This window comes from Agrococcus beijingensis (genome assembly GCF_030758955.1).
GTDB classification, from domain to species: domain Bacteria; phylum Actinomycetota; class Actinomycetes; order Actinomycetales; family Microbacteriaceae; genus Agrococcus; species Agrococcus beijingensis.
Genome location: NZ_CP132360.1, coordinates 119,503 through 143,221, shown reverse-complemented (window position 1 = coordinate 143,221; position 23,719 = coordinate 119,503). Strand labels below are relative to the sequence as shown.

The window sequence follows — 23,719 nt, the reverse complement described above, 5'->3', positions numbered from 1 at the left end:
GCCCAGGATATCGCGACGTCCCGCGAGCCAGAGCCTCTGCCGCCTCCCTGATATCCTTGGCGCCGTCTACCCCACCCACGGAAGCGCCCTCCTATGAACCCGTCCATCGCCGTCGCGGCGGCGCCCCGACGCTGGCGGACCTTCCTCGTCACCACCCTGCTCATGTGGATGCTGACCGCGCTCTGGTCGCAGGCGACGCCGCTCATGTCGGTCACCGACGAGCCCTCGCACACGATCCGGGCGGCAGCCGCTGCCAGGGGCGAGATCGTCGGCGAGGTGGGGGCGCTCTCCGACCGAGGGCTGATCGACTTCCAGGTGCCGCAGGGCATCGCCGACGCGAACCAGCTGACGTGCACGGCCTGGCAGTCCAACACGGCGGCGGACTGCCAGCCCGACGTCGCCGACCCCGTCGAGCCGCTGGCCGACGGGCCGTCGAGCGCGGGGGTCAACCTCCCGACCTACTACGTGGTGGTGGGATGGCCGTCGCTGCTGGTCGGCGGCGAGGCCGGCATGTGGCTGATGCGGCTGTGGAGCGCGCTGCTCTTCGCAGCGCTCGTCGGCATCGCGGCCATGCAGCTGCGCACGCTGCCCCAGCACCGGTGGGCCCTGACCGGCCTCGCGGTCGGCGCGATCCCCACCGCGGTGTACATCGGCGGCTCCCTGAACCCGAACGGCCTGGAGTGGGCGGGGGCGGCGGCGCTCTTCGCCACCCTGCTGGCGCTCGGCCGCACCACGAGCACGAATCGCGAGCTGCTCGAGCGGGGTGCGATGGTGGCGGTGTCGGCAGTGCTGCTGGTGTCTGCCCGTGGCGTCACGCCGCTGTGGGTCGCGCTCGCCCTCGTCGCCGCGCTGCTCGCCGCCCGGAGCGACATCCTCATGGGGCTCGTGCGCCGCTGGCAGCTCTGGGCCGCCGTCGGCGCTGCGGCCCTGCTGATGGGGCTCAGCGCGCTCTGGATCCTGCGCCCGCCCGACTACGGCATCGAGGGCCTGCCGTCCGACGGCCGAGGCGAATCGGCGATCGTCGGCGCGAGGCTCGCCTGGGAGCGCATGCCGCTCCACTGGGATCAGCTCGTCAACTGGTACGGCTGGCAGGACACCGAGGGTCCGGCGTTCAGCCGCCTCGTGCTGCTCACCGTGCTCATCGGCTTCGCCCTCACGGGCGTCGCGCTGGCCAGGCGCGGACTCCGCGTGGCGGCGGCGATGCTGGTCGTCGCCTTCGTCATCGTGCCGATCGCGCTCTCGGCCCTGCTCATCACCGACGCCGGCTACATCTGGCTCGGCCGCTACATGCTGGCCGTCGTGCCGCTCATCACCATCACGACCGGCGTCGCGCTCGACGAGCGAGGCGTGGGCGCGTCGCCCATCGGCGAGACCCTGCGCTGGTGGCTGCTGGGCACGGTCGGCGCGGTGCAGGTCGTCAGCTACATCTACATCCTCCGGCGGTTCTCGGTCGGCCAGGACGACTCGCTGGTGTCGATGCTGCTGCGCCCGGAGTGGCAGCCCGCCCTGATGACGATCCCGTCGATCGGCCTCACGGCGATCGTCGTCGCGGCGTGCGTGCTCCTCGTGGGACGGGCGCGCGACGAAGCGCCCGGAACGGCGGCGAGCGGGCCGGCGCCGACGGCGGCCCAGGCGCGGCCGATCCTGGCGGATAGGCTCGGCTGATGGACGAGGCACAGGATCCGGAAGCCCTGCTGCGCGACATCGACCGCCTGCGCGGCGAGCTGACGCGGCTGGAGCGCGAGCGCGCCGTCGAGCGCGGTGAGCTGCGCAGCGCCGTCGCCCGGGCCGCGGCGCTGCAGGCGGAGCTCGAGCAGCGCCAGCACCCCCTCCGCGCGCAGCGGTCGCTCGTGCGGCGCGGCGCCGGGAAGGCCTACCGGATCGCGCGTCGCGTCGCTCGTCGGCTGCTGGGCGCCTAGCGGTGCGGCTCTCCAACATCGACGGCGTCCGGCGTCTGGGCATCTTCTTCTTCTACGACGCCGAGGGCCGCGCCGACGACTACGTCTTCACGCTGCTCGATAGCCTCGCGCCGCACTTCAGCCAGCAGATCGTCGTGGTGAACGGCGAGCTCGACGAGGCCAGTCGCGCGCGGTTCACGGCGATGCCCGGCACCGAGCTGCTGGTGCGCGCGAACGAGGGCTTCGACTCCTGGGCCTACAAGGCCGCCCTCGACCACCTGGGCTGGGAGGCGGTCGACGCCTTCGACGAGCTCATCATGTACAACTTCACGATCGTGGGCCCGGTTGCCTCGTTCGACGCGATGTTCGAGCGCATGGACGACCGGGATCTCGACTTCTGGGGCATCACGGTGCACCACGGCGCCCCGTTCGACCCGTGGGGCCTGCTCGAGACGCCCACGCTGCAGGAGCACATCCAGTCGCACTTCATCGCCGTGCGGCGCTCGCTGGCCTCCTCGGCCCTCTTCCACACCTACTGGGACAAGCTGCCGCCGATCCCCGACTACGCCCACGCCGTCGCCAAGCACGAGGCGCGCTTCACGCACCACTTCGCCGCTCAGGGCTTCGCCTGGGCGCCCTACGTCGACACCAGCGACATGCGGTCTCGCACGTTCTACCCGCTCAACACGCTGCCGGTCGAGCTGATCCGCGATCGCGAATGCCCCATCTTCAAGCGCAAGACGCTCTTCGCCGGCCAGGAGTCGGTGCTCGACGAGAACGGCACGCGCAACGCACGCGACCTCTACGACTTCCTCGACGCATCCGGCCGATACGACATGGCGGTGCTGCGCGAGCACATGCAGCGCACGATGGATCAGCGGGCGCAGTTCCAGACCATGCACGACTTCATCCTGCTCCCCGAGGGCCCCCCTGCCGACCCGGTGGCGGTGCCCAGCTCGAGCGCGATCGTCTCCACCGGGGTCCGCGAGCCGGAGCGCACCGCGCTCGCCGCGGCCCTCGCCGATGAGGTCGTGCTCGCCGGCCCCGAGCCGCGCATCGCCGCGGCGCAGACGCGCGCGGTGGCCGCTCGCCGGCACGCGATCACGGCAGCGGCCCAGGTCGACGGCGACGTCATCCTGCTCGTCGACGTCGACGGCTTCCCGGAGGAGATGCCGAGCGTGGATGCCGAGGACCGCCGCTGGGCCGTGCGCGAGGCGCTCGGCAGCGACCGCGCGACGGCAGAGCGCGTGCTGGCCGAGTTCGCCCGTGATCCGCTGCTCGGCATGGTCGTGGCGCCGCCGTCGCTGCACCGCGGCTGGTTCGGCGAGCTCGGTCACGAGTGGGATGGCGCGCATCCCGACTTCCACGACATCCGCCGCGCCCTCGGCGTCACCGTGCCGACCGATCCTCGCGGCGCGCCCCTGGCGGCCGTCGGCGGAGCGGCGTGGATCCGCCGCTCGGCGATCCTGCCGTTCGCCGCCGCGGTGGAGGCGGCGCCCGCCGGGCTGCTCGTCGGACTCTCGCTGGCCGACTGGGGCCGCCTGCTGCCCCTGGCCGTCCAGCAGCAGGGCTATGCGGTGCGCATCGCCCTGTCGCCCGCGCTGGCGAAGAACCTGCTGTCGATCTCGCTGCAGACGCTGCGCCGGATCGGTGCCGCTGCCGGGCACGGTGCGGGCGAGGGCGCCTCACAGCTGGTCGCGAGGCTCGACGCCGACGCGAAGCGCGGCGCCCACCGGGGTGCGGCGGGCTTCGCCGCTCGCCTGCGCGGGCTCCTGCGCGCGTGACCGACCACGGCGACCGCAGCGCGGGGGCGTCCCCCTCGCGCGCCCCTGAGCAGCAGGCGAAGCTAGGATCGAAGACGACATGGAGGCGACCGCAATGACTCAGCAGCACATCCTGGTGACCGGCGCCGGCGGCTACATCGGGCGGCACGTCGTCGCGGCGCTGCTCGACCGGGGCGCCCGGGTGACCGCCGTCGTGCGCCACATGCGGGCCTACCGGATCGACGAGCGGGCGACCGTCGTCGAAGCCGATCTGCTCGATCAGCACACCGATCTCGACGCCCTCATCGAAGACCGACCGGATGCCGTGGTGCACCTGGCATGGGAGGCGGGCTTCGCGCACAACTCCCCCGTCCACATGCTGCGGCTCTCGGATCACTTCCGGGTGCTGTCGCACTTCGCCGACGCCGGCATCGGCCGGCTCGCGATCCTGGGCACGATGCACGAGATCGGGCACTTCGAGGGCGCGATCACCGCAGACACCCCCACCGCGCCCGCATCGCTGTACGGCATCGCGAAGGACGCGCTGCGCCGGGCCGCCTTCACCCACCTCGCCTCCAAGGCCACGGTCCAGTGGCTCCGCGCCTATTACATCTACGGCGACGACCGCAACAACCAGTCGATCTTCACCAAGCTGCTCGAGGCCGTCGAGCACGGCAAGAAGACCTTCCCGTTCACGACCGGGACGAACCGGTTCGACTTCATCCGGGTCGACGAGCTCGGTCGCCAGATCGCCGCGGTCGCGCTGCAGGACGAGGTCGCCGGCGTCATCAACGTGTCCTCCGGCGAGCCGGTCGCCCTGCGCGACCAGGTCGAGCGCTTCATCGCCGAGCATCAGCTCGACATCCAGCTCGAGTACGGGGCGTTCCCCGACCGCCCCTACGACTCCAAGGTCGTGTACGGCGACGCGACCGTGATCCGGGAGCTGATGGCCAAGCAGGACTGACGACGCGCCTGACAGGAAGGGCCTGATGCGAAGGGCCGGACGGGAGATCCCGTCCGGCCCTTCGCATCAGGCGTCAGCTCAGCTCGACCAGGTGGCTCCCGCGGGGATGGCGTCGATGATGGTCCTGTCGACACCGACGATGCTGTTCCAGCCGCCGAGGCGCGTCAGCGCCGCGCCTCCCAGCCAGTGCCGCACGCCGCCCTCGACGTAGTAGATCTTGCCGTCGTCGCCGCGCAGGAACTGCGACATCGGCGTGGTCGAGATGTCGAGTCGCTCGCACAGGCGCGGGCTGACGGCGGTGAAGGCGCTGGCCGGGTACGCCGACCGCACCGCCGCCGAGAGCGGTCGCAGCTCGCCGCCCACGGCGGCGTAGGACTGCGTGCCGCAGCTGATGAGCGATGACGTCAGCCTGCCTGCCTCCGGGAGCGCCGCGATCGAGGTCGCGTCGAGCCAGGTGCTGGTGTAGCCGAGCCCCATGGCGATCGAGGTCGAGAAGCTGCCGAGGTGCAGGCGGCGCTCGCCGTCGTAGAGCCAGACCTCGGATCGCCCCTCGGTCCGCAGCAGCGTTCCGGGAGCCGGCGTGGCCACGATCGGCGCGCCGAGCGGGATGTGGGCGAGCATCGCTTCGTTCATCGTCAGGCGGGGCGCGGTGGCTCCGCCGATCTCGACGAGGGCAGCGATCGAGGTGACGGGGCGACGCTTGCCGTCCTGCATCACGAAGACGTTGCCGGCGGTGTCGTTGATGAAGGCCGTGGCGGGCATCGGCGAGATCGGCACCAGGCTGCCCGCCGACCGGAGGGTGACCTCCGGTGCGCTCCAAGCGCGCCGGACGTCCTCCGAGGCGAACGGGTGCAGGTTCCCCCGCACCGCGACGTACGACCGGTCGCCCATGCGGATGATGTTGGAGTCGAGGAAGCCGGTCTGGCTCTGGAGACCCGCCATGATGCCGGAGCTCACGCCGATCACGTTGAGCGGCAGCCCCAGGTCGACGACGAACCGCATGTCGGTGACGTGCAGGGCGTTGCCGCCGTCCATCAGGTAGATGCCGCCCTGCGGGCTCCGGATCAGCGTGCCGTCGGCGTAGGAGGTCGGCTGCGGGATGGGCTCGATCGCGTCGGAGGCGAGCACCCAGACCGTGCGCGGCACGTTGAACGTCGTGGCGTACCACTCGAAGGTCCTCGGCGTCGTCAGCGTCGCCAGCCCGCTGGCCATGAAGTAGACGGCGTCCGATCCGGCGGTGCGCGCGAACGCCGGTGCGGTCGCGGTGCCGGCGGCGGGCAGCGAGCGACGCAGGTCGTCGTTGACGGGGGTGAAGTATCCCTCGCCGCCCCACTGCGCCGCGTCCACGCGGAGCGCACCGCCGTCGGCGACCACCCACGCGCCGGCGGAGTCGCGGAACCGCGACGGGATGCTGCCCGCGGTCGCCGGGATCAGGCGGAGCGACTCGGCCTCGAAGGGCACGGCGCGCTGCACGAACCCGAGGCCCTGCTGCGCGGCGCTGGCCGTGTAGACACGACCCTCGGTGCCGATCGCCCGCGTCTGCGAGGCGTCGGCGCTGCGGACGAGGTCGCCGTCGGCCACGACGGGCTGGCCGATGGCGTACATGCCGATGGCGGCGGCACCGACCTCACTGGGCGTGGCCGAGAAGCCCCACTGCGGCAGCAAAGCGGTGTTCGCGACCTGGCGTCGGGTGCCGTACTGGACCAGCCAGTTGGCGCCGGTCTCGGTGCGCACGAGGCTGTTGAGCGCGCCCATGTCGACCATCAGCGCGCGGTGCGCGGCGTCGAGCTGCGGGATGCTGTCGCAGGCGATGCCCCACGAGACCATCTGCGCGCAGGACTGGAAGTGGTGCAGGCGGCTGCGCTCGACGAGGTAGACGCTGCCCTCCTCGCTGATCACGACCCGGCCGACGGCAGGACCGGTGGGGATCGCTGCCAGCTCGGCGCTCGATCGCGCCGCGGCGGCGCCGAGCGCCGAGAACTGCAGGAGCACGGAGGTGTTGGGCACGTGGTGCTTGCGGCCGCCGCCGAGCAGGTAGATCCGGCCGTCGGTGGTGTCGCGGGCGAGCGCCGGCGCCACGTCGGCCTGCTTGCCCTCGGTCGGGTCGCCGAACCAGTCGGTCCAGATGCGCCAGGTGTTGCGGTTGCCGTAGGCCGAGCAGCCGTCGCCCGTGCCGTAGAGGTTCGCCAGGGCGGCGGCGTTGGGCTGGTACGGCGTGTAGTTGTAGAGGCCGGCCGTGGCGTTGTTGCGGATCAGCACCGGGCTCGACCCGCACGCCGCGTTCGGGTTGAAGAGCACCTGGTTGACGACGCCCGCGCGGTGGTTGTAGTTGCCGGGGTGCGCGGCGTAGCGGTTGAACTGCCGAGCCCCGTAGTAGATCTGGTAGAAGAAGCCACCGACGCTCGAGTCGCAGGGCGCTGTGTCGGGGCAGCCGAAGCCGGTCGCCTTGAGGTAGCGGCTCGCGCTCGGCGAGCGGTGGGTGACGAGCGACTGCTCCTTCTCGAGCAGCACGACGAGGAACCGCTGCGAGATGTCGCAGGCGGCGCCGACGCGGGCGATGATGCTTGCCGCCGACTCGTTCGCCCTGCCGGTCATCGCGTCGCAGTAGGCGTCTGCGGCCATGGCCGGCGTCGCCTGCGCGTAGGTGTCGAGGCAGGTGTAGCCGGCCAGGCAGCCGGCGTTGCGCGCGTCGATGAACGACTGCACCTGCGCCGCGGTCATCGCGTCGCCGTCGTAGAACTGCGCGTCGGAGACGATGTAGCCCGGGTCGAAGTCGGCCGCGACGGCCGCGGATGCCTGACCGGTGGTGCCGGTCGGTGGGACCACCGTGAGCACAGACGCCAGGAGCGCTGCGATGAGCGTGGCCACGACGAGACGAGAGCGCGAGCGCATCCTTCAACCGTTCATTCAGGGTTAGGGTCGCACTCAGGGTACATGCAGGGCGCGCAACGCCCACGACATGCGTCGGTCAGTCGGCGGCGCGGGGCATCGTCATCGAGGCGTCGAGCACGATCGAACCGCCGGCGGCGCGCGGGTGGCCGCTCGTGACCTGGAAGCGCAGCGATCGCTCGAGCGAGTCGAACGTGCGGGTCTTGTGCTGGTCCTTGACATCGGCGTTCACGTCGAAGAGGTCGGGCATGAGCGTCAGCCGGTCGATGCGGATGTCGAGCGTGCCGGGACCGGGCTCGACGCGGTCGGGCACCGCGCCCGCCGCCAGGCCGTCATAGCTCCAGAGGTGCTTGCCGCCCGCGGTCGCGAGGCTCACGCCGAACACCGGCCGCTCCACGCGCTGCTTCGCCGTGTAGTGCAGGCGCAGCGCGACGGCCGATCCGGTCGGCGTCGACTCGATGGGCGCTCCCGCCGCGTCGAGCAGCTCGATGTCGTCGATGCGCACCTCGCCGGTGCCGTAGCGCTTGCCGCCGCCCGCGACATCCTCGGCGCCGTGACCGACGTCGGAGTAGCGGTCGACGATGTCGGAGGCCTCGCCCACCGCCTGCAGCACGCCGTGGTCGAGCCAGGCCGCCTGATCGCAGAAGGTGCGCATCTGCTCGACGCCGTGGCTCACGACCACGACCGTGCGGCCCTCGTCGCGGAACTGCGCGAACTTGTCGAGGCACTTGTCCTGGAACTCCATGTCGCCGACGGCGAGCACCTCGTCGACGAGCAGCACGTCGGGCTCGACGTGGATGGAGACCGCGAAGCCGAGCCGCACGTACATGCCGGAGGAGTAGTTCTTCACCGGCTGGTCGATGAACTGCTCGACGCCCGAGAAGTCGACGATCTGGTCGAACTTGCGATCGATCTCCTTGCGCGACATGCCCAGGATCGATCCGTTGAGGTAGACGTTCTCGCGGCCCGACAGCTCGGGGTGGAAGCCCGAACCGACCTCGAGCATCGCCGCCACGCGTCCCCGCGTGGTGATCGTGCCCGAGTTGGGGTTGAGGATGCGCGCGATGCACTTGAGCAGGGTCGACTTGCCGGAGCCGTTGCGGCCCAGCAGCCCGAAGGTGGTGCCCTGCGGCACCTCGAAGTCGACATCCTTGAGCGCCTGGAACTGCTCGTACTTCGCTCGCCGGCCGGCGAGCACCGTCGCCTTGAGCGACTGGTTGCGGTCGCTGTAGACGCGGAAGTGCTTCGACACGTGGTCGACGGTGACGGCGGGCTCACCCATCAGATCTCCTCGACGATGTTGCGGGCGAGCTTGCGGAACACGAGCGAGCCGACGATCAGCGAGATGGCCGACCAGGCGGTGAGCTGCAGCCAGATGTCGAGCGACGGCACCTGGAAGTCGTAGAGCACGTCGCGGTAGGCGTGCAGGAAGCGCTCGGCGGGGTTGAGCTCGAAGATCGTCACGAGCGGCAGCGAGACGCCGTCCTCGGCGAGCGCCTCCTGGGCGCTGCGCACGATGTCGACCGAGAACATGACGCCGGATGCGTACATCCACACCTGGGCGAGGATCGCCCAGAGGTGCTGCAGGTCGCGGAAGTAGACGCTCGCGACCGAGAGCAGCAGCGCGATGCCGAGGGCGAAGACGCAGGTCAGCACCAGCAGCGGGATGAGCAGCGCCGCGTACAGCAGCACTGCCGGTCCGCCGATGACGACCATGATGGCCAGCAGCACCAGCAGCTCGGTGGCGAACGTCGAGGTGCGGGCGAGGACGGTCGAGACGACCAGCACCCAACGGGGGAAGTAGACCTTCGTCAGCAGGCCCGAGTTCGTGACGAGCGAGCCCATGCCGGCGGAGATCGAGCCCGAGATGAAGCCCCAGACGATGACGCCGACGCCGATCCAGGCGGGGAAGAACCGGATGCCGGAGTTCTCGCCGGGCGCGACGGCGACCCGCAGGATGAGGCCGAACACGAGCGAGTAGACCGCGATCTGCGCGAGCGGGTTGATCAGCGACCACACCCTGCCGAGCGCGGTGCGCTTGTACTCCGCCCGGATCTCCCGCAGCGTGAGGTTCTTCAGGAGGTTGAGGGTGATGTCCCGCTCCGACGCACGCGGGCTGGGCAGGTTCTCGGTCATCGTCCTCCATCGAGCACGGAGGGGCACGTGCACGATCGATCAGCGTAGCATCGGCCGAGCGCGCGGCCGCGGTCCCCGGGCGTCACCGGCCGAGCGCCCGTCGCGCCCGACCCTTGGCCTTGCGGGCCACCCGGAGCGGCACGGCCAGCACCCTCGCCGTGCGCGGCGACGCATCCGAGATCGCGCGCTTGATGCCCGCGACCCCCTGCACGCCCGCCACCTTCTCCTGCACCCAGCGCACCTGCTCGAACGCGTGCCCGGGCACCCCCTGCGCCATCGCGTCGAGCTTGTACTCGAGGCGCTGGTACGAGACGGCCGCGTTGCGCGTCGTCATCACCGTGCGCACCTGGAGGCCGGCGCCGAGCGCCGAGTAGGCGAACAGCCGCTCGAGCATGTGCGGCAGCCCGCCATCCTCGTAGCCCTCCTCGGTCGGGAACTCGTCCCAGCCGAAGTCGGCCTCCAGCAGCGGGCGCAGCGCCGCGGGGCGGGCGATGAACATCGAGCCGTAGGCGGCGAGCGGGCTGAGGTCGTCGAAGTGGACGCGGATGCCGATGCGCTCGGCCAGGCGCATGGCCGGCTCGCGGTTCGCGAACCAGCCGCGGCCCATCGTGGGGAAGCCCTGGTGGATCATCGGCGGCATCACCATGCCCAGCTCGGGCCGCGCCACGAACAGCCGTAGCACGTTGCGGGCGTAGCCCTCTGCGCCGGCCGCGCCGAGCAGGTTGCCGAACAGGTGCTCCTTGAAGTGCGCCGCGGGGCCGGCGCCGTTCTGCGGGCTGCGCTTCGAGTGCAGCTTCACGATCAGGTCGAAGCGGTCGGAGAGCAGCACGTCGCGGCAGCCCAGCAGGAACGCCGAGACGTCCCGGCCCCGGTTCGACTCCACGACCCGCACCTCGTCGCCGCTGCGGCCCGCCTCGGCGAGCGCGGCGAGCATCCGCTCCCGCTTCTCCTCCGTGTCGGTCGTCGCGATGAGCGTCCAGCCGTCGGGCAGCGTGCTCGCCCGCTCGAGGATCTCTCCCAGCATGTCGTCGTAGAAGAGGTGCGCGAGCACACCGACCCGCAGCCCGGAGACGTCGGCGTCACCCGTGTCGACATCCGGCATGATCTCGAGCGTCGCGAGGTTCGTGGCGAAGTCGCGGGGCTTCGCCGTGCGCGCCTGGTCGCGGTAGAGCAGCTCGAGCGGATAGCCGGCGGCGGCCATGCGGTCCTCGACGTCGCGCGGCATGACCGCCATGTGGTCGAGGTAGAGGGGGTCGTGGAAGAGCAGACGGCGCTTCACGATCGGCAGGCCGTCGTCGATCACCTGCGTCGGCACGTCGAAGATGGGGTGCACGGCGCCGTAGGCCGACGCCGGGAACGCGGTCGCCGAGCGGAAGCCGCGCTGCTCGAACCACTCGGTGAAGCGTGACTCGTGATGGATGATCGACGCGGCATAGGAGTCGATGACCGGCATCGTCGCCCAGTACTCGCGCCAGGCGTCGCTCGTCGCCATGCGCCGGCGCACGGCGATCCAGTGCGACTGGATGTGGCGCGGCATGACGCCCTGGCCGGTGTACGGGTTGGGGACGACGGCCGCGTGATCGGTGACGCCCCAGAAGTCGGCGTCGGTCTCGTCCATGCGCGCGAAGAGCTCGTCGTAGGAGCCGATCGGGCCGTAGAACGTGTAGTTCATGAGGACGATCTCGTCGAAGTCGCCGATGGCGGCGCCGTGTCGCTCGAGCACCGCGCGGTAGGCGCCGACGTCGAAGCCGGTGTTCTCGCGCTCCCAGACGCTGTCGACCTCGGCCTCGAGCGCCACCCGGCTCTCGACCGTCAGCGCCGAGTTGGAGACCACGTGGATGGCGTCGGCGTGCGGCCGCAGCGCCCGCAGATGATGGGTCACGTGCTCGCCGACATGGCCGTCCCGGTCGTAGACCAGGAAGAACACCGCTCTGCGCATGAAGGGGACCTCGCTCACCGGCGCGGTCGACCCGCGCCGCCGACCATCGTACCGGCAGGGCACCGAGCGCCTCGGGCGCCGGCGGCCGCCGGGGCTAGGCTGGACAGGCTGCGCGGATGCGTCGCAGCGGCAGTCCTGGAGGTGCCGGTGGCGGATCGACCGCTCGTCGTCGTGCTGCTCGCGACCCATGAGGGCGTCGAGTTCCTGCGCGAGCAGGTCGACTCGATCCTCGCGCAGCGGGGCGTCGAGGTGCGCATCGTGATCTCGGACGACGCGTCGAAGGACGCCACCCCCGCGCTGCTCCAGGAGCTCGCCGCCGATCCGCGCGTGCAGCTGCTCGAGCCCGGCCGCTTCGGCTCCGCCCACGCCAACTTCCTGCGCCTGATCCGCGACGCCGACGTCACGGGTGCCGCCGCCGTGGCGTTCTCCGACCAGGACGACATCTGGAACCTCGACCGCCTGGCCCGGCAGCTCGAGCAGCTGCGCGAGGCCGATGCCGTGAGCGCCAACGTCATCGCCGACTTCGGCGACCGCCGCGTGCTGCTCGACAAGGCGCAGCCCCAGCGCTCGTTCGACTACGTGCTCGAGAGCGCCGGCCCCGGCTGCACGTTCGTGCTCACCCCGCACGCGTTCGACGTCGTCAGGCGAGTGGTCGTCGACGACCCGGAGGCCGCTGCTGCTCCGATCCACGACTGGCTGGTCTACGCGATCGTGCGCGCGGCGGGGCTGCGCTGGCACATCGACAAGGCGCCGGTGATCGACTACCGGCAGCACGACCGCAACGTCGCGGGCGCCAACATCGGCCTGGGATCGGCCCGCACTCGGCTCGCCCGGCTGCGGTCGGGCGCCTTCCGCACCGAGGCGGCCGTGATCGCACGCATCGCGTCGCGGGTCGCCGAGGGCGCGGAGCGCTCGCGCCTCGCCGCGCTGGCGTCGCTGCTCGAGCGCGACGACCTGCGCGCCCGCCTCACGCTGCTGCGGGGCGTCGGCAGCCTGCGCCGGCGCGCGTCGGAGCGGGTCGTGCTCGCCGGACTGCTCGCGCTCGGGCTCTGGTGAGCCTCAGCGCCGCCGGAGCCTGACCGAGCGCGCGACCTGCCCCAGCTTCCACGGCACCCGCCGCGACTTGCGCACGAAGCGCCGCTCGAGGCTCGACTCCGCGTCGTCGAGCTTGTGCTCCAGCATCGCGTGCGACGCGGCGGCCCAGCGGCTCGAGAGCACGGTGCGGAACGAGTAGCCCGCGCTCAGCGCCGCCGGCACGAAGAGCCGCTCGACCACGTGCGCGAGGCTGCCGTCGCGGTACTCGCCCTCGGTGGGGAACTCCTCCCACGTCAGCCCGCCGGCGACGAGCGGCCGGAGGGCGGCGGGGCGCGCGATGAACATCGAGCCGTAGGGCGCGATGGGGCTGGTCTCGTCGAGCGGGGTGTCGATGCCCAGCCGGTCGGCGACCTCCTGGGTGCGCGGGCGGTTCGTGAACCAGGCGCGCCCGGTCGTGGGATAGCCGGCGTGCACCATCGGGCCGAACGCGATGCCGAGCCGCGGATCGGCGGCGAAGAGCGCGACCAGCCGCGCGGCGTGCCCGGGCCCCGGCAGCAGGTTGTCGAGCAGCAGCGCCGCGAACGAGCGACCGGTGGCGCCGCCGACCTGCGGGCTGCGCTTCGAGTGCAGCTTCACGACCAGGTCGATCGTCGGGTCGTCGAGCAGGTCGCGGCAGCCGAGCAGGAACGCCGAGATGTCCCTGCCCCGGTTCGAGGCGGCGACCCGCACCTCGCCGGGGCGGCCGAGCTCGGCCAGCCGGGCCTCGAGCTGCCTGCCGCGCGAGGCGTCGGAGGTGGTGACGACGAGCCGGTGCCCGGGCAGGTGGTCGGCGCGGGCGAGCAGCTCGTCGAGCATGTCGACGTAGTGCACGTGCATGATGACGACGATGCTGAGGGGCGGATGCGTCGCCACGGGAGCCTCGTCGGTCACGATCTCGACCAGGCCGAGGTTCGTCGAGAGGTCGCGCGGCAGCGCGACGTGCGCGAGCGCCCGCGCGACGGCGTCGCGCGGCACGCCGCGGCGGCTCAGCGCATCGGCGACCCGCGGCATCACGAGCCCTTCCGCGTCGAGGTCGAGCGCCGGCGCGGCGAAGGCCTCGAGCGGCAGCAGCGGCGCGGTGGCCGCGAGCACGTCGAGGTCGGCCCACGGGTGCAGCGGCGGCCGGTCGGCGCCGCTCCCCTGCCGCAGCCGGTCGACGCCGGCGCCCGCGGCGAGCAGCCACGACTCCGGGTGGTCGACGAGCGCGGCGACGCCGTCGACCGGCGCCCGCCAGGCGGCGGGGTCGTCGAGCGGCCCGATCCAGGCGTCGTCGGCCAGCAGCAGCTCGCGAGCGCCCTCGGAGTCTCGGATCCAGTCCGAGCCCTGCGACGCATCCGCCCCCGTCTGCTCGGCGAGCGCGGCGTCACCGACGACGAGCACGCGCTCGAACCTGGCGCGCAGCCGCTCGACCGCGATCATGACCAGCTCGCGCGAGCCCGGCTGCGCGCCCACCCGCAGGACGGCGACGCTCGGTCGGGTCATCGCCCGCGCGCGAGCAGCCGCTGCAGGTAGGTGCCGTAGCCGCTCTTGACGAGCGGCTTCGCGAGCTCGCCGAGCTGCTCGTCGTCGATCCAGCCGGCGCGCCAGGCGATCTCCTCGATGCAGCCGATCTTGAAGCCCTGGCGGTCCTCGATGACGCGCACGTACTCGCTCGCCTGCATCATCGACTCGAAGGTGCCGGTGTCGAGCCAGGCGACGCCGCGGTCGAGCACCTGCACCTGCAGCGCACCGCGGTCGAGGTAGCGCTCGTTGACCGTCGAGATCTCGAGCTCGCCGCGCGCGGAGGGCTCGATGGTCTTCGCGATCTCGATGACGCTGTTGTCGTAGAAGTAGAGGCCCGGCACGGCGTAGTCGCTCTTGGGCTCCTTGGGCTTCTCCTCGATCGAGATCGCCTTCATCTCGTCGTCGAACTCGACCACGCCGTAGGCGGTCGGATCGGCCACCTGGTAGGCGAAGATGAGCCCGCCGTCGATCTCGGCGTGCGAGCGAAGGCTCGAGCCGAGGCCGGTGCCGTGGAAGATGTTGTCGCCGAGCACCAGCGCGACCGAGTCGTCGCCGATGAACTCCTCGCCGATGATGAACGCCTGCGCCAGGCCGTCGGGGCTGGGCTGCACGGCGTACTCGATGCGCATGCCGAGCGACGCGCCGTCGCCGAGCAGCGCCTGGAACTGCTCGTTGTACTCGGGCGTGGTGATCACGAGCACCTCGCGGATGCCGGCCATCATGAGCGTCGACAGCGGGTAGTAGACCATCGGCTTGTCGTAGATGGGCATCAGCTGCTTCGAGATGCCCTTCGTGATGGGCCACAGCCTGGTGCCCGAACCGCCCGCCAGAATGATGCCGCGCACCTGTCCGCCCTCCTTGCGACCCTCCGGTCGCGCCTGAGCGAGTCTAGCCCGGGCGCGCCGTCGTCATCCCTGGCCGCGGGGCTCAGCCGCGGCGGCGCTGCTGGATCGCCTCGAAGTCGGCGCAGATGCGGGCGACGTCGGCGGGCTGCAGCGACTGCGCCAGCTGCGCATCGTTCTCGCGGCCGGCCACGTTGACCTGGTAGAGGCCGGTCGCCTGCGTCGCCGGCACGAACGGGAAGTTGCGGCTGCGCTGCTCGACCTGGGCCGTGCGGATGCCCGCGCGCACCGCCTGCGCGTTGATCCAGACGTCGTCGGCGCTCGGGGCGAGCTCGCGGAACGCCTCGCCGGCCGCGTGCAGGCGGTCGAGCAGCGCCGTCGGCAGGATCTGCCCGGAGACCCCCGTGGCGAAGTGGGCGAAGCTGGGCGCCGTGCCGTCGGCCGGCATCCACAGGTGGTACGGCCACACCGCTCCCTCGGAGCACTGCATCTCGTGCACGCGGAACCCGTGCACGAGCTCGGGCTGCGCTCGGTGCGCGTCGACCAGCACGCGCAGCCAGCGCTGCGGATAGATCATGTCGTCGTCGCTGACGACCAGCGGCATCCGGTGCTGCGCGATGGCGCCGACGTAGGGCCAGTACTTCGCGTGCACGCGGAGGCCCGGCTTCGCGGGCACGATCTCGAGCCCGCGGGCGACCAGCCGACGCAGCGGCGCCGGCAGCGGCCGGGCCAGCTCGGGCGCGTCGAGGCTGAGGATGAGGCGCCGGGGCAGCACGTCGCCGCGGGCGATCGACTCGAGCGCGACCCACGCGAGCAGGATGCGGCTGCCGTGGGTGGTCATCGTGACGACCGCCTCCCCCGCCGGGTCGACGACGGAGCGCCGCGAGGTCAGGCTCTGCAGCCGCAGGCGTGCGATCTCGGCGACCAGCTCGCGCGACGGACGGTCGTCCTGGGCGGCGGTCGGATGCTGCTGCAGCGGCACGCCGATGGCGCGGGAGGCCGCGGCGCGGGCCCCGCTGCGGCCCCGCTCGACGAGGCGGCGCAGGCGGGGGTCGAGCATGCGCACCACGATAGCCCGCCTGTGCGCGCCTCTTGACAGGGCTGTGAAGCGGCCGGAAAGATAGCCCGCGTTGCCATCTTTGCTGTGGCAAAACTTTGCAATCTAGCCCCAGAGGAGCAACCTTGCGCGCAGGACTCGCCGCATTGGCCGTGATCGGTGTCGTCGCCACCGCGATCGTCGGTGGTGCCGCCCCCGCCGCCAACGCCGCGACCTCGCGCATCGACGGCGATGACCGGTTCGAGACCGCCGTGCTCGCCTCGCAGCAGCTGCCCCGCGGCGAGGCCGTGTTCCTGGCGTCGGGCATGTCGTTCCCGGACGCGCTGGCCGCGGCTCCGGTCGCCGCGAGCGAGGGCGCGCACCTGCTGCTCGTGCGACCGGAGGGCATCCCGCAGGTCGCGCTCGACGAGATCCGGCGGCTCGCCCCCAGCGAGGTCGTCATCCTCGGCTCCGAGGCGACGCTCTCGGCCACGGTGGCGACGCAGGCCCAGCAGCTGAGCCCGAAGGTCACGCGCATCGGCGGCGCCGACCGCGTCGAGACCTCGATGCTGCTCCTCGATCGGATGCGGCTGCGCACGACGGTCACGGACGTCTGGGTCGCGAGCGGCTCCGGGTTCCCGGACGCCCTGGCGGCCGGCGCCGTGGCGGCGCGGGAGGGCCACGGCGTCATCCTGACGCTGGGCGCGAGCCCCGCCTTCGAGCAGCGCCTGGCCTCGCGGGTCGCGGGCGTGCAGCGCTTCCACATCCCCGGCAGCACGGCCAGCGTGGGCGACGACGTGCGCGCGATGCTGGCGGCCACAGGGCGCTCGGTCGACCGCTTCCCCGGCTCCGACCGCTACGAGACGGCCGTGCTGATCAACCGCGCGTTCACGCCGCCCGGCTCCGGTACCGACATGGTGCTCGCGAGCGGCGCCGGCTTCCCCGACGGCCTGGTGGGCGCGGTCTTCGCAGGGCTCCGCGACGAAGCGCTCTACCTCACCTCTCCGCACTGCGCCACGAGCACCTCGGTCGCCGACGAGCAGCGACGGCTCGGCAGCACGCAGCTGACCGTGCTGGGCGGCCTCTCGACCGTCTCCGCCGACGCCGCGGCGCTCAAGCTCTGCCCGCCGCCGATGCCGAGCCCCTCCGAGACCGCCTCCGCGCTGCTGCAGCGCATCAACGCCGAGCGCGCGGCGGTGGGCGCCCGCCCGCTGGCGCTGGACGCCTGCCTCGAGGACATGGCCGAGGGCTGGGCCGGCAGCATGGCGGCGCAGCGGCTGGCCGGCTCGGCCCACAACCCGAGCCTGACCGCCGAGGCCCGAGCCTGCGCGCTGCGCGGCTGGGGCGAGAACGTCGGCCGCACCTGGGGCAGCGGCGGACCGGACGCGAACCGGATCATGACGGCGTGGATGGCCTCCGAGGGCCACCGCCTGAACATCCAGCGCGCATCGTTCACGCACATCGGCATCGGCGTCGCCACGAGCAGCGACGGCTACGCGTACTACGTGCTCGACTTCGGCACGCGCTGAGCCGGGCGGGAGCGGCGGCTAGACTCGTCCGAGCCCTGCACCCGACGTTAGGCGACCCTCCTCGTGAAGATCCTCCTCACCGGCGGCGCCGGCTTCATCGGCTCGAACTTCGTGCGGATGGCGCTCGCCGACCGGCTCCCGGGCATCGAGGGCGCGGCCATCACCGTGCTCGACGCCCTGACGTACTCGGGCAGCCTCGCCAATCTCGCCGAGGTGGCCGAGCATCCCCGCTACGCCTTCGTGCACGGCGACATCCGTGACGTCGGCCTGCTCGACCGGATCCTGCCCGGCACCGACGTGATCGTGCACTTCGCCGCGGAGAGCCACGTCGACCGCTCGGTGCGCGACGCGTCGGTCTTCGTCGAGACGAACGTCGTCGGCACGCAGCGCCTGCTCGACGCGGCCATGCGCCACGACGTGCGCCGGTTCGTGCACGTCTCCACCGACGAGGTCTACGGCTCCATCGACGAGGGATCCTGGGACGAGGAGCACCAGCTGCAGCCGAACAGCCCGTACTCCGCCTCGAAGGCGTCGAGCGATCTGCTGGTGCGCTCCTACCACCGCACCCACGGCCTCGACGCGCGCATCACCCGCTGCTCGAACAACTACGGGCCCTACCACTTCCCCGAGAAGCTCATCCCGCTGTTCGTGACGAACCTGATCGACGACCGCTCGGTGCCGCTGTACGGCGACGGCGAGCACGTGCGCGACTGGCTGCACGTCGACGACCACTGCCGCGGCATCGCGCTGGTGCTGACCGGCGGTCGCCCCGGCGAGATCTACAACATCGGCGGCGGCACCGAGCTGACGAACCGCGAGTTGACCGAGCGGCTGCTCGCGGCGACCGGCCGCGACTGGTCCTCGGTCGAGCAGGCGGAGGACCGCAAAGGCCACGACCGCCGGTACTCGGTCGACACCGCGAAGATCCGCGACGAGCTCGGCTATGCGCCGCAGGTGCCGTTCGACGAGGGGCTCGCCTCGGTCGTGGAGTGGTACCGCGACAACCGCAGCTGGTGGCAGCCGCTGAAGGAGAGGGCCTCGCTGTGAGCAGCCGGCTGACGGTGGTGCTCGACGAGGTCGGCGAGCGCTCGTCGACGATGGTCGGCCGCTACTCGACCGAGATGGCGCGGGCGCTCGCCGCCACCGCTCCTGCCGGGTTCGACGTGCTCGGGCTCTCGGCGAAGGCGAGCGACGATCGCTCGGAGCGGATCGCCGCGGCGCTGCCGGGGCTCGCCGAGCTGCGGCAGACGGCCGTCTCGGCGCGCGAGCTGCGGGAGGCGTGGCTGCACTCGCTCACCACCATCCCCGTGCGCGGCCTCGTGCACGCCACCAGCCTGATGGCGCCGCTGCGCCGCGAGCCCGATGCGGGCGACCAGGTGACGGTCACCGTGCACGGCCTGCAGTCGTTCTCCGACCGCTCCGAGCGCAAGCAGCGCTGGTTCGACCGAGCCCTGAAGCGCGCGCTGCAGATCGCCGACGGCATCGTCGTGCCCAGCACGGCCGTCGCCGAGGATCTGGCGCTGCTCCACGACGTCGCCGACCGCGTGCGGGTCGTGCACCCCGCCCCCTCGACGACGCTGCTGCGCGCCGCCGCAGAGGCGGCTGCCGCAGCCCCGTCGGCGGCCGCCGCCCTGACGCTGCCCGCCGAGTACGTGCTGGCGATCACCACGCCGGGCGCGCGCGGTCAGGCCGAGCGCCTCGTCGAGGTGGTCGCGAGCTCGTCGATGCCGGATCTGCGGGTCGTCGTGGCAGGGCCGGTGCAGTGGGGCGAGACCCAGCTCGCGGGCCTGGCGGTCGATGCGGGCATCCCCGCGGGGCGGCTGGTCATGCTGGGCGACCTCAGCGACGCGCAGCTCGCCCGCGTGTACGGCGGCGCGCTCGCGCACCTGCACGTCGCCGAGCACGACGCGCTGGGGCTCAGCCTGCTCGAAGCCGCGGCGCTCGGCACGCCGACGGTGCACTTCGCCTCCCGCTCGCTGACCGAGATCGCCAGCGGCGCGAGCGTCGGCGTCGAGGGCGGCGCGCACGAGCTGGCCGCGGCGCTCGCCGCGCTGGTCGCCGACGAGGCGGAGCGCACGCGCCTGCGCCTGCACGCCCAGGATCGCGCCCAGGCGTTCACCTGGGAGGCCGCGGCCCACCAGGTGTGGCAGCTGCACGCGGAGCTCTGAGGTGCGCGTCAGCGTCGCGCTCTGCACGCACCAGGGCGAGCGCTGGATCGAGCAGCAGCTGCGCAGCATCCTCGCGCAGACGCACCCGGTGAGCGAGATCGTCGTCGGCGACGACGCCTCCACCGACCGCACGCTCGAGCTCGTGCGCGAGGTGGCGTCCGAGACCGACGTGCCCATCCGCATCCGCCATCACGAGACCGCGCTCGGGGTCGCCGCGAACTTCGCCGACGCGATCGCGGCCACCACCGGCGACGTCGTGGCGCTGAGCGACCAGGACGACGTGTGGCACCCCGATCGCATCGAGCGGATGCTGCCGCAGCTCGAGGGGGTCGCGCTCGTGCACTCGAGCGCCCGCCTGGTCGACGCGCACGGCGCACCGCTCGGCTCGACGCTCGAGGCCTCGCTCGAGATGAGCCCGTGGGAGCGCGCCGCCATGACCGAGGGTCGCGCGCTCGACGCGCTGCTGCGGCGCAACCTCGTCACCGGCGCCACCGTGCTCGTGCGGCGCGACGCCGCGGTGGCCGCGCTGCCGATCCCGGCCGGGTGGATCCACGACGAGTGGCTCGCGATGTGCGCGGCGCTCGGCGACGGGGTGCGCTACCTGCCCGAGGAGACCATCGACTACCGGCAGCACGGCGGCAACCAGATCGGCGTGCAGCGGCTGAGCGCGCTGGGCAAGCTGCGACGGGTGCTCGAGGCCGACTCGGGCAAGCACGCGCGCAAGGCCGAGCGCGCGACGTCGCTCGCCACCGAGGCGCAGCGGCGCGGCCTGGCGAGCGGCGCGAGCCTGCAGGCGCTGATCGAGAAGGCTCGGCACGAGCGTGCTCGCGCGCAGCTGCCGAGGCCGCGCGCCCTCCGGCTGCCCGGCGTGCTGCGGGGCGTGGCGGCCGGCCGCTACGGCAGGTTCTCCCGCGGGCTCGCCGACGTGGCCCGCGATCTGCTCGAGGGCCGCAGCTGAGTCAGCCGCGGTAGCCGCGCGGGTTCCGGCTCTGCCACCGCCAGGCGTCGCGCACCGCATCGTCGAGGGTGCGGCGCGCGCGCCAGCCGAGCACCTCGTGCGCGCGCGAGGGGTCGGCGGTGCTGACCGCGGCGTCGCCGGGCCTGCGGTCGACGACCTCGAAGGGCAGCTCGCGGCCCACGGCCCGCTCGAACGCGCGCAGCACCTCGAGCACCGTGGCTCCCTGGCCGGTGCCGAGGTTGACGGTCAGCACGCCGGGCGCGAGCGCCTCGAGCGCCGCGACGTGGCCCTCGGCGAGGTCGACCACGTGGATGTAGTCGCGCACCCCGGTGCCGTCGGGGGTGTCGTAGTCGTCGCCGAACACCCGCAGCCGCTCGCGCTCACCGGCGGCGACCTGCGCGATGTACGGCATGAGGTTGTTGGGGATGCCCTTGGGATCCTCGCCGATGTCGCCCGACTCGTGCGCGCCCACCGGGTTGAAGTAGCGCAGCAGCGCCGCCTGCAGCCGGCCGTCCGCGGCCGCGGCGTCGGTGACGATGCTCTCGATCATCGCCTTGGTGCGCCCGTAGGGGTTCTCGAGCGCGATGCCGACCGGCGCGTCCTCGCGCAGCAGCGGCCCCGGCTGCTCGTAGACCGTCGCCGAGGAGGAGAACACGAAGCGCTCGACGCCCTCCGCCGCCATCGCCTGCAGCGTGCCGATCGCCGTGCCCAGGTTGACGCCGTAGTACCGGAGTGGCTCGGCGACCGACTCGCCGACGGCCTTCAGCCCCGCGAAGTGGATGACGGCGTCGATCCGGTGCTCGCGCAGCACCGAGCGCACCAGGTCGACGTCGGCGGCGTCGCCGACGACCAGCGGGATCTCGGCCCCGGCGATGCGAGCGGCCCGCTCGAGGGCGACCTCGCTGGCGTTCACGAGGTCGTCGAGCACGACGACGCGGTGGCCGCGCGCGAGCAGCGCGATCGCGGTGTGCGAGCCGATGTAGCCGGCACCGCCGGTGAGGAGGACGCGCATGGGATCTCCTGGGTTCGGTGCCGTCACGGCTGCGGCGTGTCGCTGGGAGCGTCGGTGGGCGGCAGCTGCGCGTCGGCGGCCGCGAGCGACGCCTGCACCATCGCCTGGATCTCGGCGAAGTCGGGGTCGCCGGTGTCCACCTGCGGCGGCACCAGCTCGAGGTTGGTGATCGGCAGGTCGCGGGTCTTGAGGGCCAGCTCCGAGAGGCCGCCGATCATCGACTGCGGGATGTCGGTCTGCACCATGTCCTGCCCGGCAGCCGAGAGCTCGGCGTACTTCGTCAGCAGCGTCTGCGGGGTGAACTGGGCGATGATCGCCTCCTGCACCTGCCGCTGCCGCTCCATCCGCTCGTAGTCGGAGGAGCCGGCCCGGCTGCGGGCGTACCAGAGCGCGTGGTAGCCGTCCATGCGCTGCAGGCCTGGCTCGATCCACGCCTCGACCGGGCCGCCCTCGATGGCGATCGGCACCCGGCTGGTGACCTCGAGCTCGAGGCCGCCCAGGGCATCCACGAGGTCTTCGAAGCCGTGCATGTCGACGAGCACGAAGAACTGCAGCTCGAGGCCCGTGACGCCCTCGATCGCGTCGCGCGTCGCCTCGATGCCCGGGCTCGAGCCGTTCGCGACCGCGTCGGGGTAGAGCTCGGGGTTCGCCTCGCCGTAGGTGTAGGTGCCGTTCAGGTAGCAGTCGCTCGACGCGCAGTCGAAGCCGTCCGGCCACGGCCCCCACATCGGCGAGCCCTCGCTGAACGGCGCGTTGCGCAGGTTGCGGGGCACGCCGATCATGGTCGCCGCGCCGGTGTCGGCGTTCACGGTGACGACCGTCATCGAGTCGGCGCGCAGGCCCACGCGGTCGTCGCCGGCGTCGCCGCCGAGCAGCAGGAACGTGTAGCGGCCGTCGATCGGCTCGACCGCGGGACCGGCGAAGTCGAACAGGTTCGAGACGAGGCCGCGGGATGCGTCCACCACCGTTGCGCCGTAGCCCGCGAGCGCCGCCGGGGCGACCGTCGCGAGGATCGCGAGCGCCGCGATGCCGGCGCGCGCGCCGCCCTCGACCTTGCGCAGGCGCGCGAGGCGGAGCGTGTCGAAGCCGAGCACGAGCCAGAGCACCGCGTAGGCGACGAGCAGCACCTCGACCACCAGCAGCCCGACGGAGTTGCCGACGACCGTCAGCAGCGCCGTGCGCCACACCGACCAGAGGATCGCGGCGATCACCAGCAGCGTCAGCAGCGTGAGCGTCGCGGCGAGCCCCACGCGGCCCAGCCGTCGGTTGCCCGCGAGCACCTGGGCGCTGCCGGGCAGCAGGAAGCCGATCACCACCAGCCACCAGCCGCGCCGCTGCATGACGGCGGGGTCGCGGCTGTCGGGGTCGCGCAGCGGATGGCGGGAGCGCAGCAGCGTCATGCGCCCGCGTCCGCGCGGTCGCCCGGTGCTCGCTGCGGGCTGCCGCCCGGTGCCGCCTGCACGCGATCGCGCAGCGCCTGCGCCTTGCCGTCGACGGCGCGCTCGAGGTCGGCGGCGAACGCGTCGAGGCGCTCCGCGAGCGCGGCGTCGGTGGTGCCGAGGATGCGCGCGGCGAGGATGCCGGCGTTGCGCGCCCCGCCGATCGAGACGGTGGCGACCGGGATGCCGGCGGGCATCTGCACGATCGACAGCAGGCTGTCGAGGCCGTCGAGCCGCTCGAGCGGCACGGGCACGCCGATCACCGGCAGCCGCGTCATCGACGCCACCATCCCGGGCAGGTGCGCGGCGCCCCCGGCGCCCGCGATGATCACGCGCACGCCGCGGTCGGCGGCGCCGCGCGCGAAGTCGACCATCTTCTGCGGCGTCCGGTGGGCGGAGACGACGTCGACCTCGGAGGCGACGCCGAGCTCATCGAGCGCGGCCTTGGCCGCCTCCATGACTCGCCAGTCGGAGTCCGATCCCATGATGATGCTGACGTGCGCAGGCATGAGGTCAAGGGTACGCGGCCCGCGATCGTGACCCGACCGCCCGGCCGCCGCGACGCATCC

The 23,719-nt window shown here is 72.5% G+C and carries 19 protein-coding genes; 9 read left to right on the top strand and 10 right to left on the bottom strand.

Annotation, left to right across the window (positions count from 1 at the left end; all coding sequences use genetic code 11):
• Window positions 1-93 precede the first annotated feature (93 nt).
• From Q9250_RS00660 to Q9250_RS00645, 4 genes are all read left to right on the top strand, one after another.
• Window positions 94-1,665, top strand: coding sequence for a DUF2142 domain-containing protein (locus tag Q9250_RS00660; RefSeq protein ID WP_306232649.1), 1,572 nt, complete (start codon window positions 94-96; stop codon window positions 1,663-1,665).
• Entirely contained in the window at window positions 1,665-1,919 is a 255-nt protein-coding gene (locus tag Q9250_RS00655) for a hypothetical protein (RefSeq protein ID WP_306232648.1), read from the top strand. Before Q9250_RS00660 ends, Q9250_RS00655 begins: the two co-directional genes overlap by 1 nt.
• A gap of 2 nt (window positions 1,920-1,921) precedes the next feature.
• A complete protein-coding gene (locus Q9250_RS00650) occupies window positions 1,922-3,682 on the top strand; it encodes a rhamnan synthesis F family protein (protein WP_306232647.1) in 1,761 nt (586 codons plus the stop codon).
• Window positions 3,683-3,776: 94 nt separating this feature from the next.
• Window positions 3,777-4,625: an NAD-dependent epimerase/dehydratase family protein gene (locus Q9250_RS00645; RefSeq protein WP_306232646.1), complete on the top strand. Its 849-nt coding sequence runs from the start codon at window positions 3,777-3,779 to the stop codon at window positions 4,623-4,625.
• A gap of 78 nt (window positions 4,626-4,703) precedes the next feature.
• Here the strand turns inward: Q9250_RS00645 and Q9250_RS00640 are convergent, their stop codons facing one another.
• The 4 genes from Q9250_RS00640 to Q9250_RS00625 form a co-directional block, all read right to left on the bottom strand.
• Entirely contained in the window at window positions 4,704-7,493 is a 2,790-nt protein-coding gene (locus Q9250_RS00640; RefSeq protein ID WP_306232645.1) for a hypothetical protein, read from the bottom strand.
• A 100-nt stretch (window positions 7,494-7,593) separates the two neighbouring features.
• On the bottom strand, window positions 7,594-8,796 hold the full coding sequence (locus Q9250_RS00635; RefSeq protein ID WP_306232644.1) for an ABC transporter ATP-binding protein: 1,203 nt from the start codon (window positions 8,794-8,796) through the stop codon (window positions 7,594-7,596).
• Window positions 8,796-9,650 carry an ABC transporter permease gene (locus Q9250_RS00630; protein ID WP_306232643.1) on the bottom strand — a complete coding sequence of 285 codons (855 nt, stop codon included), beginning with the start codon at window positions 9,648-9,650 and terminating at the stop codon, window positions 8,796-8,798. Before Q9250_RS00630 ends, Q9250_RS00635 begins: the two co-directional genes overlap by 1 nt.
• An 82-nt stretch (window positions 9,651-9,732) precedes the next feature.
• A complete protein-coding gene (locus tag Q9250_RS00625; protein ID WP_306232642.1) occupies window positions 9,733-11,607 on the bottom strand; it encodes a rhamnan synthesis F family protein in 1,875 nt (624 codons plus the stop codon).
• Between the two features lie 129 nt (window positions 11,608-11,736).
• Here Q9250_RS00625 and Q9250_RS00620 point away from each other — a divergent pair, with 129 nt between their 5' ends.
• On the top strand, window positions 11,737-12,645 hold the full coding sequence (locus tag Q9250_RS00620) for a glycosyltransferase (RefSeq protein ID WP_306232641.1): 909 nt from the start codon (window positions 11,737-11,739) through the stop codon (window positions 12,643-12,645).
• Between the two features lie 3 nt (window positions 12,646-12,648).
• Here the strand turns inward: Q9250_RS00620 and Q9250_RS00615 are convergent, their stop codons facing one another.
• From Q9250_RS00615 to Q9250_RS00605, 3 genes are all read right to left on the bottom strand, one after another.
• Window positions 12,649-14,145, bottom strand: a complete 1,497-nt coding sequence (locus Q9250_RS00615) for a rhamnan synthesis F family protein (RefSeq protein ID WP_306232640.1) — start codon at window positions 14,143-14,145, stop codon at window positions 12,649-12,651.
• On the bottom strand, window positions 14,142-15,011 hold the full coding sequence (gene rfbA, locus Q9250_RS00610) for a glucose-1-phosphate thymidylyltransferase RfbA (protein ID WP_306232639.1): 870 nt from the start codon (window positions 15,009-15,011) through the stop codon (window positions 14,142-14,144). The genes Q9250_RS00615 and rfbA overlap by 4 nt, the downstream gene beginning before the upstream one ends.
• 82 nt (window positions 15,012-15,093) lie before the next feature.
• Complete coding sequence (locus tag Q9250_RS00605; RefSeq protein WP_306232638.1) at window positions 15,094-16,068, bottom strand: hypothetical protein; 975 nt, start codon at window positions 16,066-16,068, stop codon at window positions 15,094-15,096.
• Window positions 16,069-16,190: 122 nt separating this feature from the next.
• Here Q9250_RS00605 and Q9250_RS00600 point away from each other — a divergent pair, with 122 nt between their 5' ends.
• The 4 genes from Q9250_RS00600 to Q9250_RS00585 all read left to right on the top strand — a co-directional run bounded on the left by Q9250_RS00600 (window position 16,191) and on the right by Q9250_RS00585 (window position 20,699).
• Complete coding sequence (locus Q9250_RS00600) at window positions 16,191-17,573, top strand: cell wall-binding repeat-containing protein (RefSeq protein ID WP_306232637.1); 1,383 nt, start codon at window positions 16,191-16,193, stop codon at window positions 17,571-17,573.
• 63 nt (window positions 17,574-17,636) lie between these two features.
• A complete protein-coding gene (gene rfbB, locus Q9250_RS00595; protein WP_306232636.1) occupies window positions 17,637-18,620 on the top strand; it encodes a dTDP-glucose 4,6-dehydratase in 984 nt (327 codons plus the stop codon).
• The gene (locus Q9250_RS00590; RefSeq protein ID WP_306232635.1) at window positions 18,617-19,741 is read left to right on the top strand and encodes a glycosyltransferase; all 1,125 of its coding nucleotides are present in this window, start codon (window positions 18,617-18,619) and stop codon (window positions 19,739-19,741) included. The genes rfbB and Q9250_RS00590 overlap by 4 nt, the downstream gene beginning before the upstream one ends.
• Before the next feature lies 1 nt (window position 19,742).
• Window positions 19,743-20,699, top strand: a complete 957-nt coding sequence (locus Q9250_RS00585) for a glycosyltransferase family 2 protein (RefSeq protein WP_306232634.1) — start codon at window positions 19,743-19,745, stop codon at window positions 20,697-20,699.
• Between the two features lies 1 nt (window position 20,700).
• Here Q9250_RS00585 and galE read toward each other — a convergent pair whose 3' ends face one another.
• Genes galE through purE form a run of 3 tightly spaced genes read right to left on the bottom strand, consistent with a single transcriptional unit; the run spans window position 20,701 to window position 23,659 of the window.
• The gene (galE, locus tag Q9250_RS00580) at window positions 20,701-21,711 is read right to left on the bottom strand and encodes a UDP-glucose 4-epimerase GalE (RefSeq protein WP_306232633.1); all 1,011 of its coding nucleotides are present in this window, start codon (window positions 21,709-21,711) and stop codon (window positions 20,701-20,703) included.
• Window positions 21,712-21,734: 23 nt separating this feature from the next.
• On the bottom strand, window positions 21,735-23,111 hold the full coding sequence (locus Q9250_RS00575; protein WP_306232632.1) for an LCP family protein: 1,377 nt from the start codon (window positions 23,109-23,111) through the stop codon (window positions 21,735-21,737).
• Window positions 23,108-23,659, bottom strand: coding sequence for a 5-(carboxyamino)imidazole ribonucleotide mutase (gene purE / locus Q9250_RS00570; RefSeq protein ID WP_306232631.1), 552 nt, complete (start codon window positions 23,657-23,659; stop codon window positions 23,108-23,110). Before purE ends, Q9250_RS00575 begins: the two co-directional genes overlap by 4 nt.
• Window positions 23,660-23,719: the final 60 nt, after the last annotated feature.

Excerpts from the sequence above, each read along its gene's own strand:
- Q9250_RS00660 (WP_306232649.1), top strand. The coding sequence starts at position 94 with ATGAACCCGTCCATCGCCGTCGCGGCGGCGCCCCGACGCTGGCGGACC.
- Q9250_RS00655 (WP_306232648.1), top strand. The coding sequence starts at position 1,665 with ATGGACGAGGCACAGGATCCGGAAGCCCTGCTGCGCGACATCGACCGC.
- Q9250_RS00645 (WP_306232646.1), top strand. The coding sequence starts at position 3,777 with ATGACTCAGCAGCACATCCTGGTGACCGGCGCCGGCGGCTACATCGGG.
- Q9250_RS00635 (WP_306232644.1), bottom strand. The coding sequence starts at position 8,796 with ATGGGTGAGCCCGCCGTCACCGTCGACCACGTGTCGAAGCACTTCCGC.
- Q9250_RS00630 (WP_306232643.1), bottom strand. The coding sequence starts at position 9,650 with ATGACCGAGAACCTGCCCAGCCCGCGTGCGTCGGAGCGGGACATCACC.
- Q9250_RS00615 (WP_306232640.1), bottom strand. The coding sequence starts at position 14,145 with ATGACCCGACCGAGCGTCGCCGTCCTGCGGGTGGGCGCGCAGCCGGGC.
- Q9250_RS00605 (WP_306232638.1), bottom strand. The coding sequence starts at position 16,068 with ATGCTCGACCCCCGCCTGCGCCGCCTCGTCGAGCGGGGCCGCAGCGGG.
- galE (WP_306232633.1), bottom strand. The coding sequence starts at position 21,711 with ATGCGCGTCCTCCTCACCGGCGGTGCCGGCTACATCGGCTCGCACACC.
- Q9250_RS00575 (WP_306232632.1), bottom strand. The coding sequence starts at position 23,111 with ATGACGCTGCTGCGCTCCCGCCATCCGCTGCGCGACCCCGACAGCCGC.
- purE (WP_306232631.1), bottom strand. The coding sequence starts at position 23,659 with ATGCCTGCGCACGTCAGCATCATCATGGGATCGGACTCCGACTGGCGA.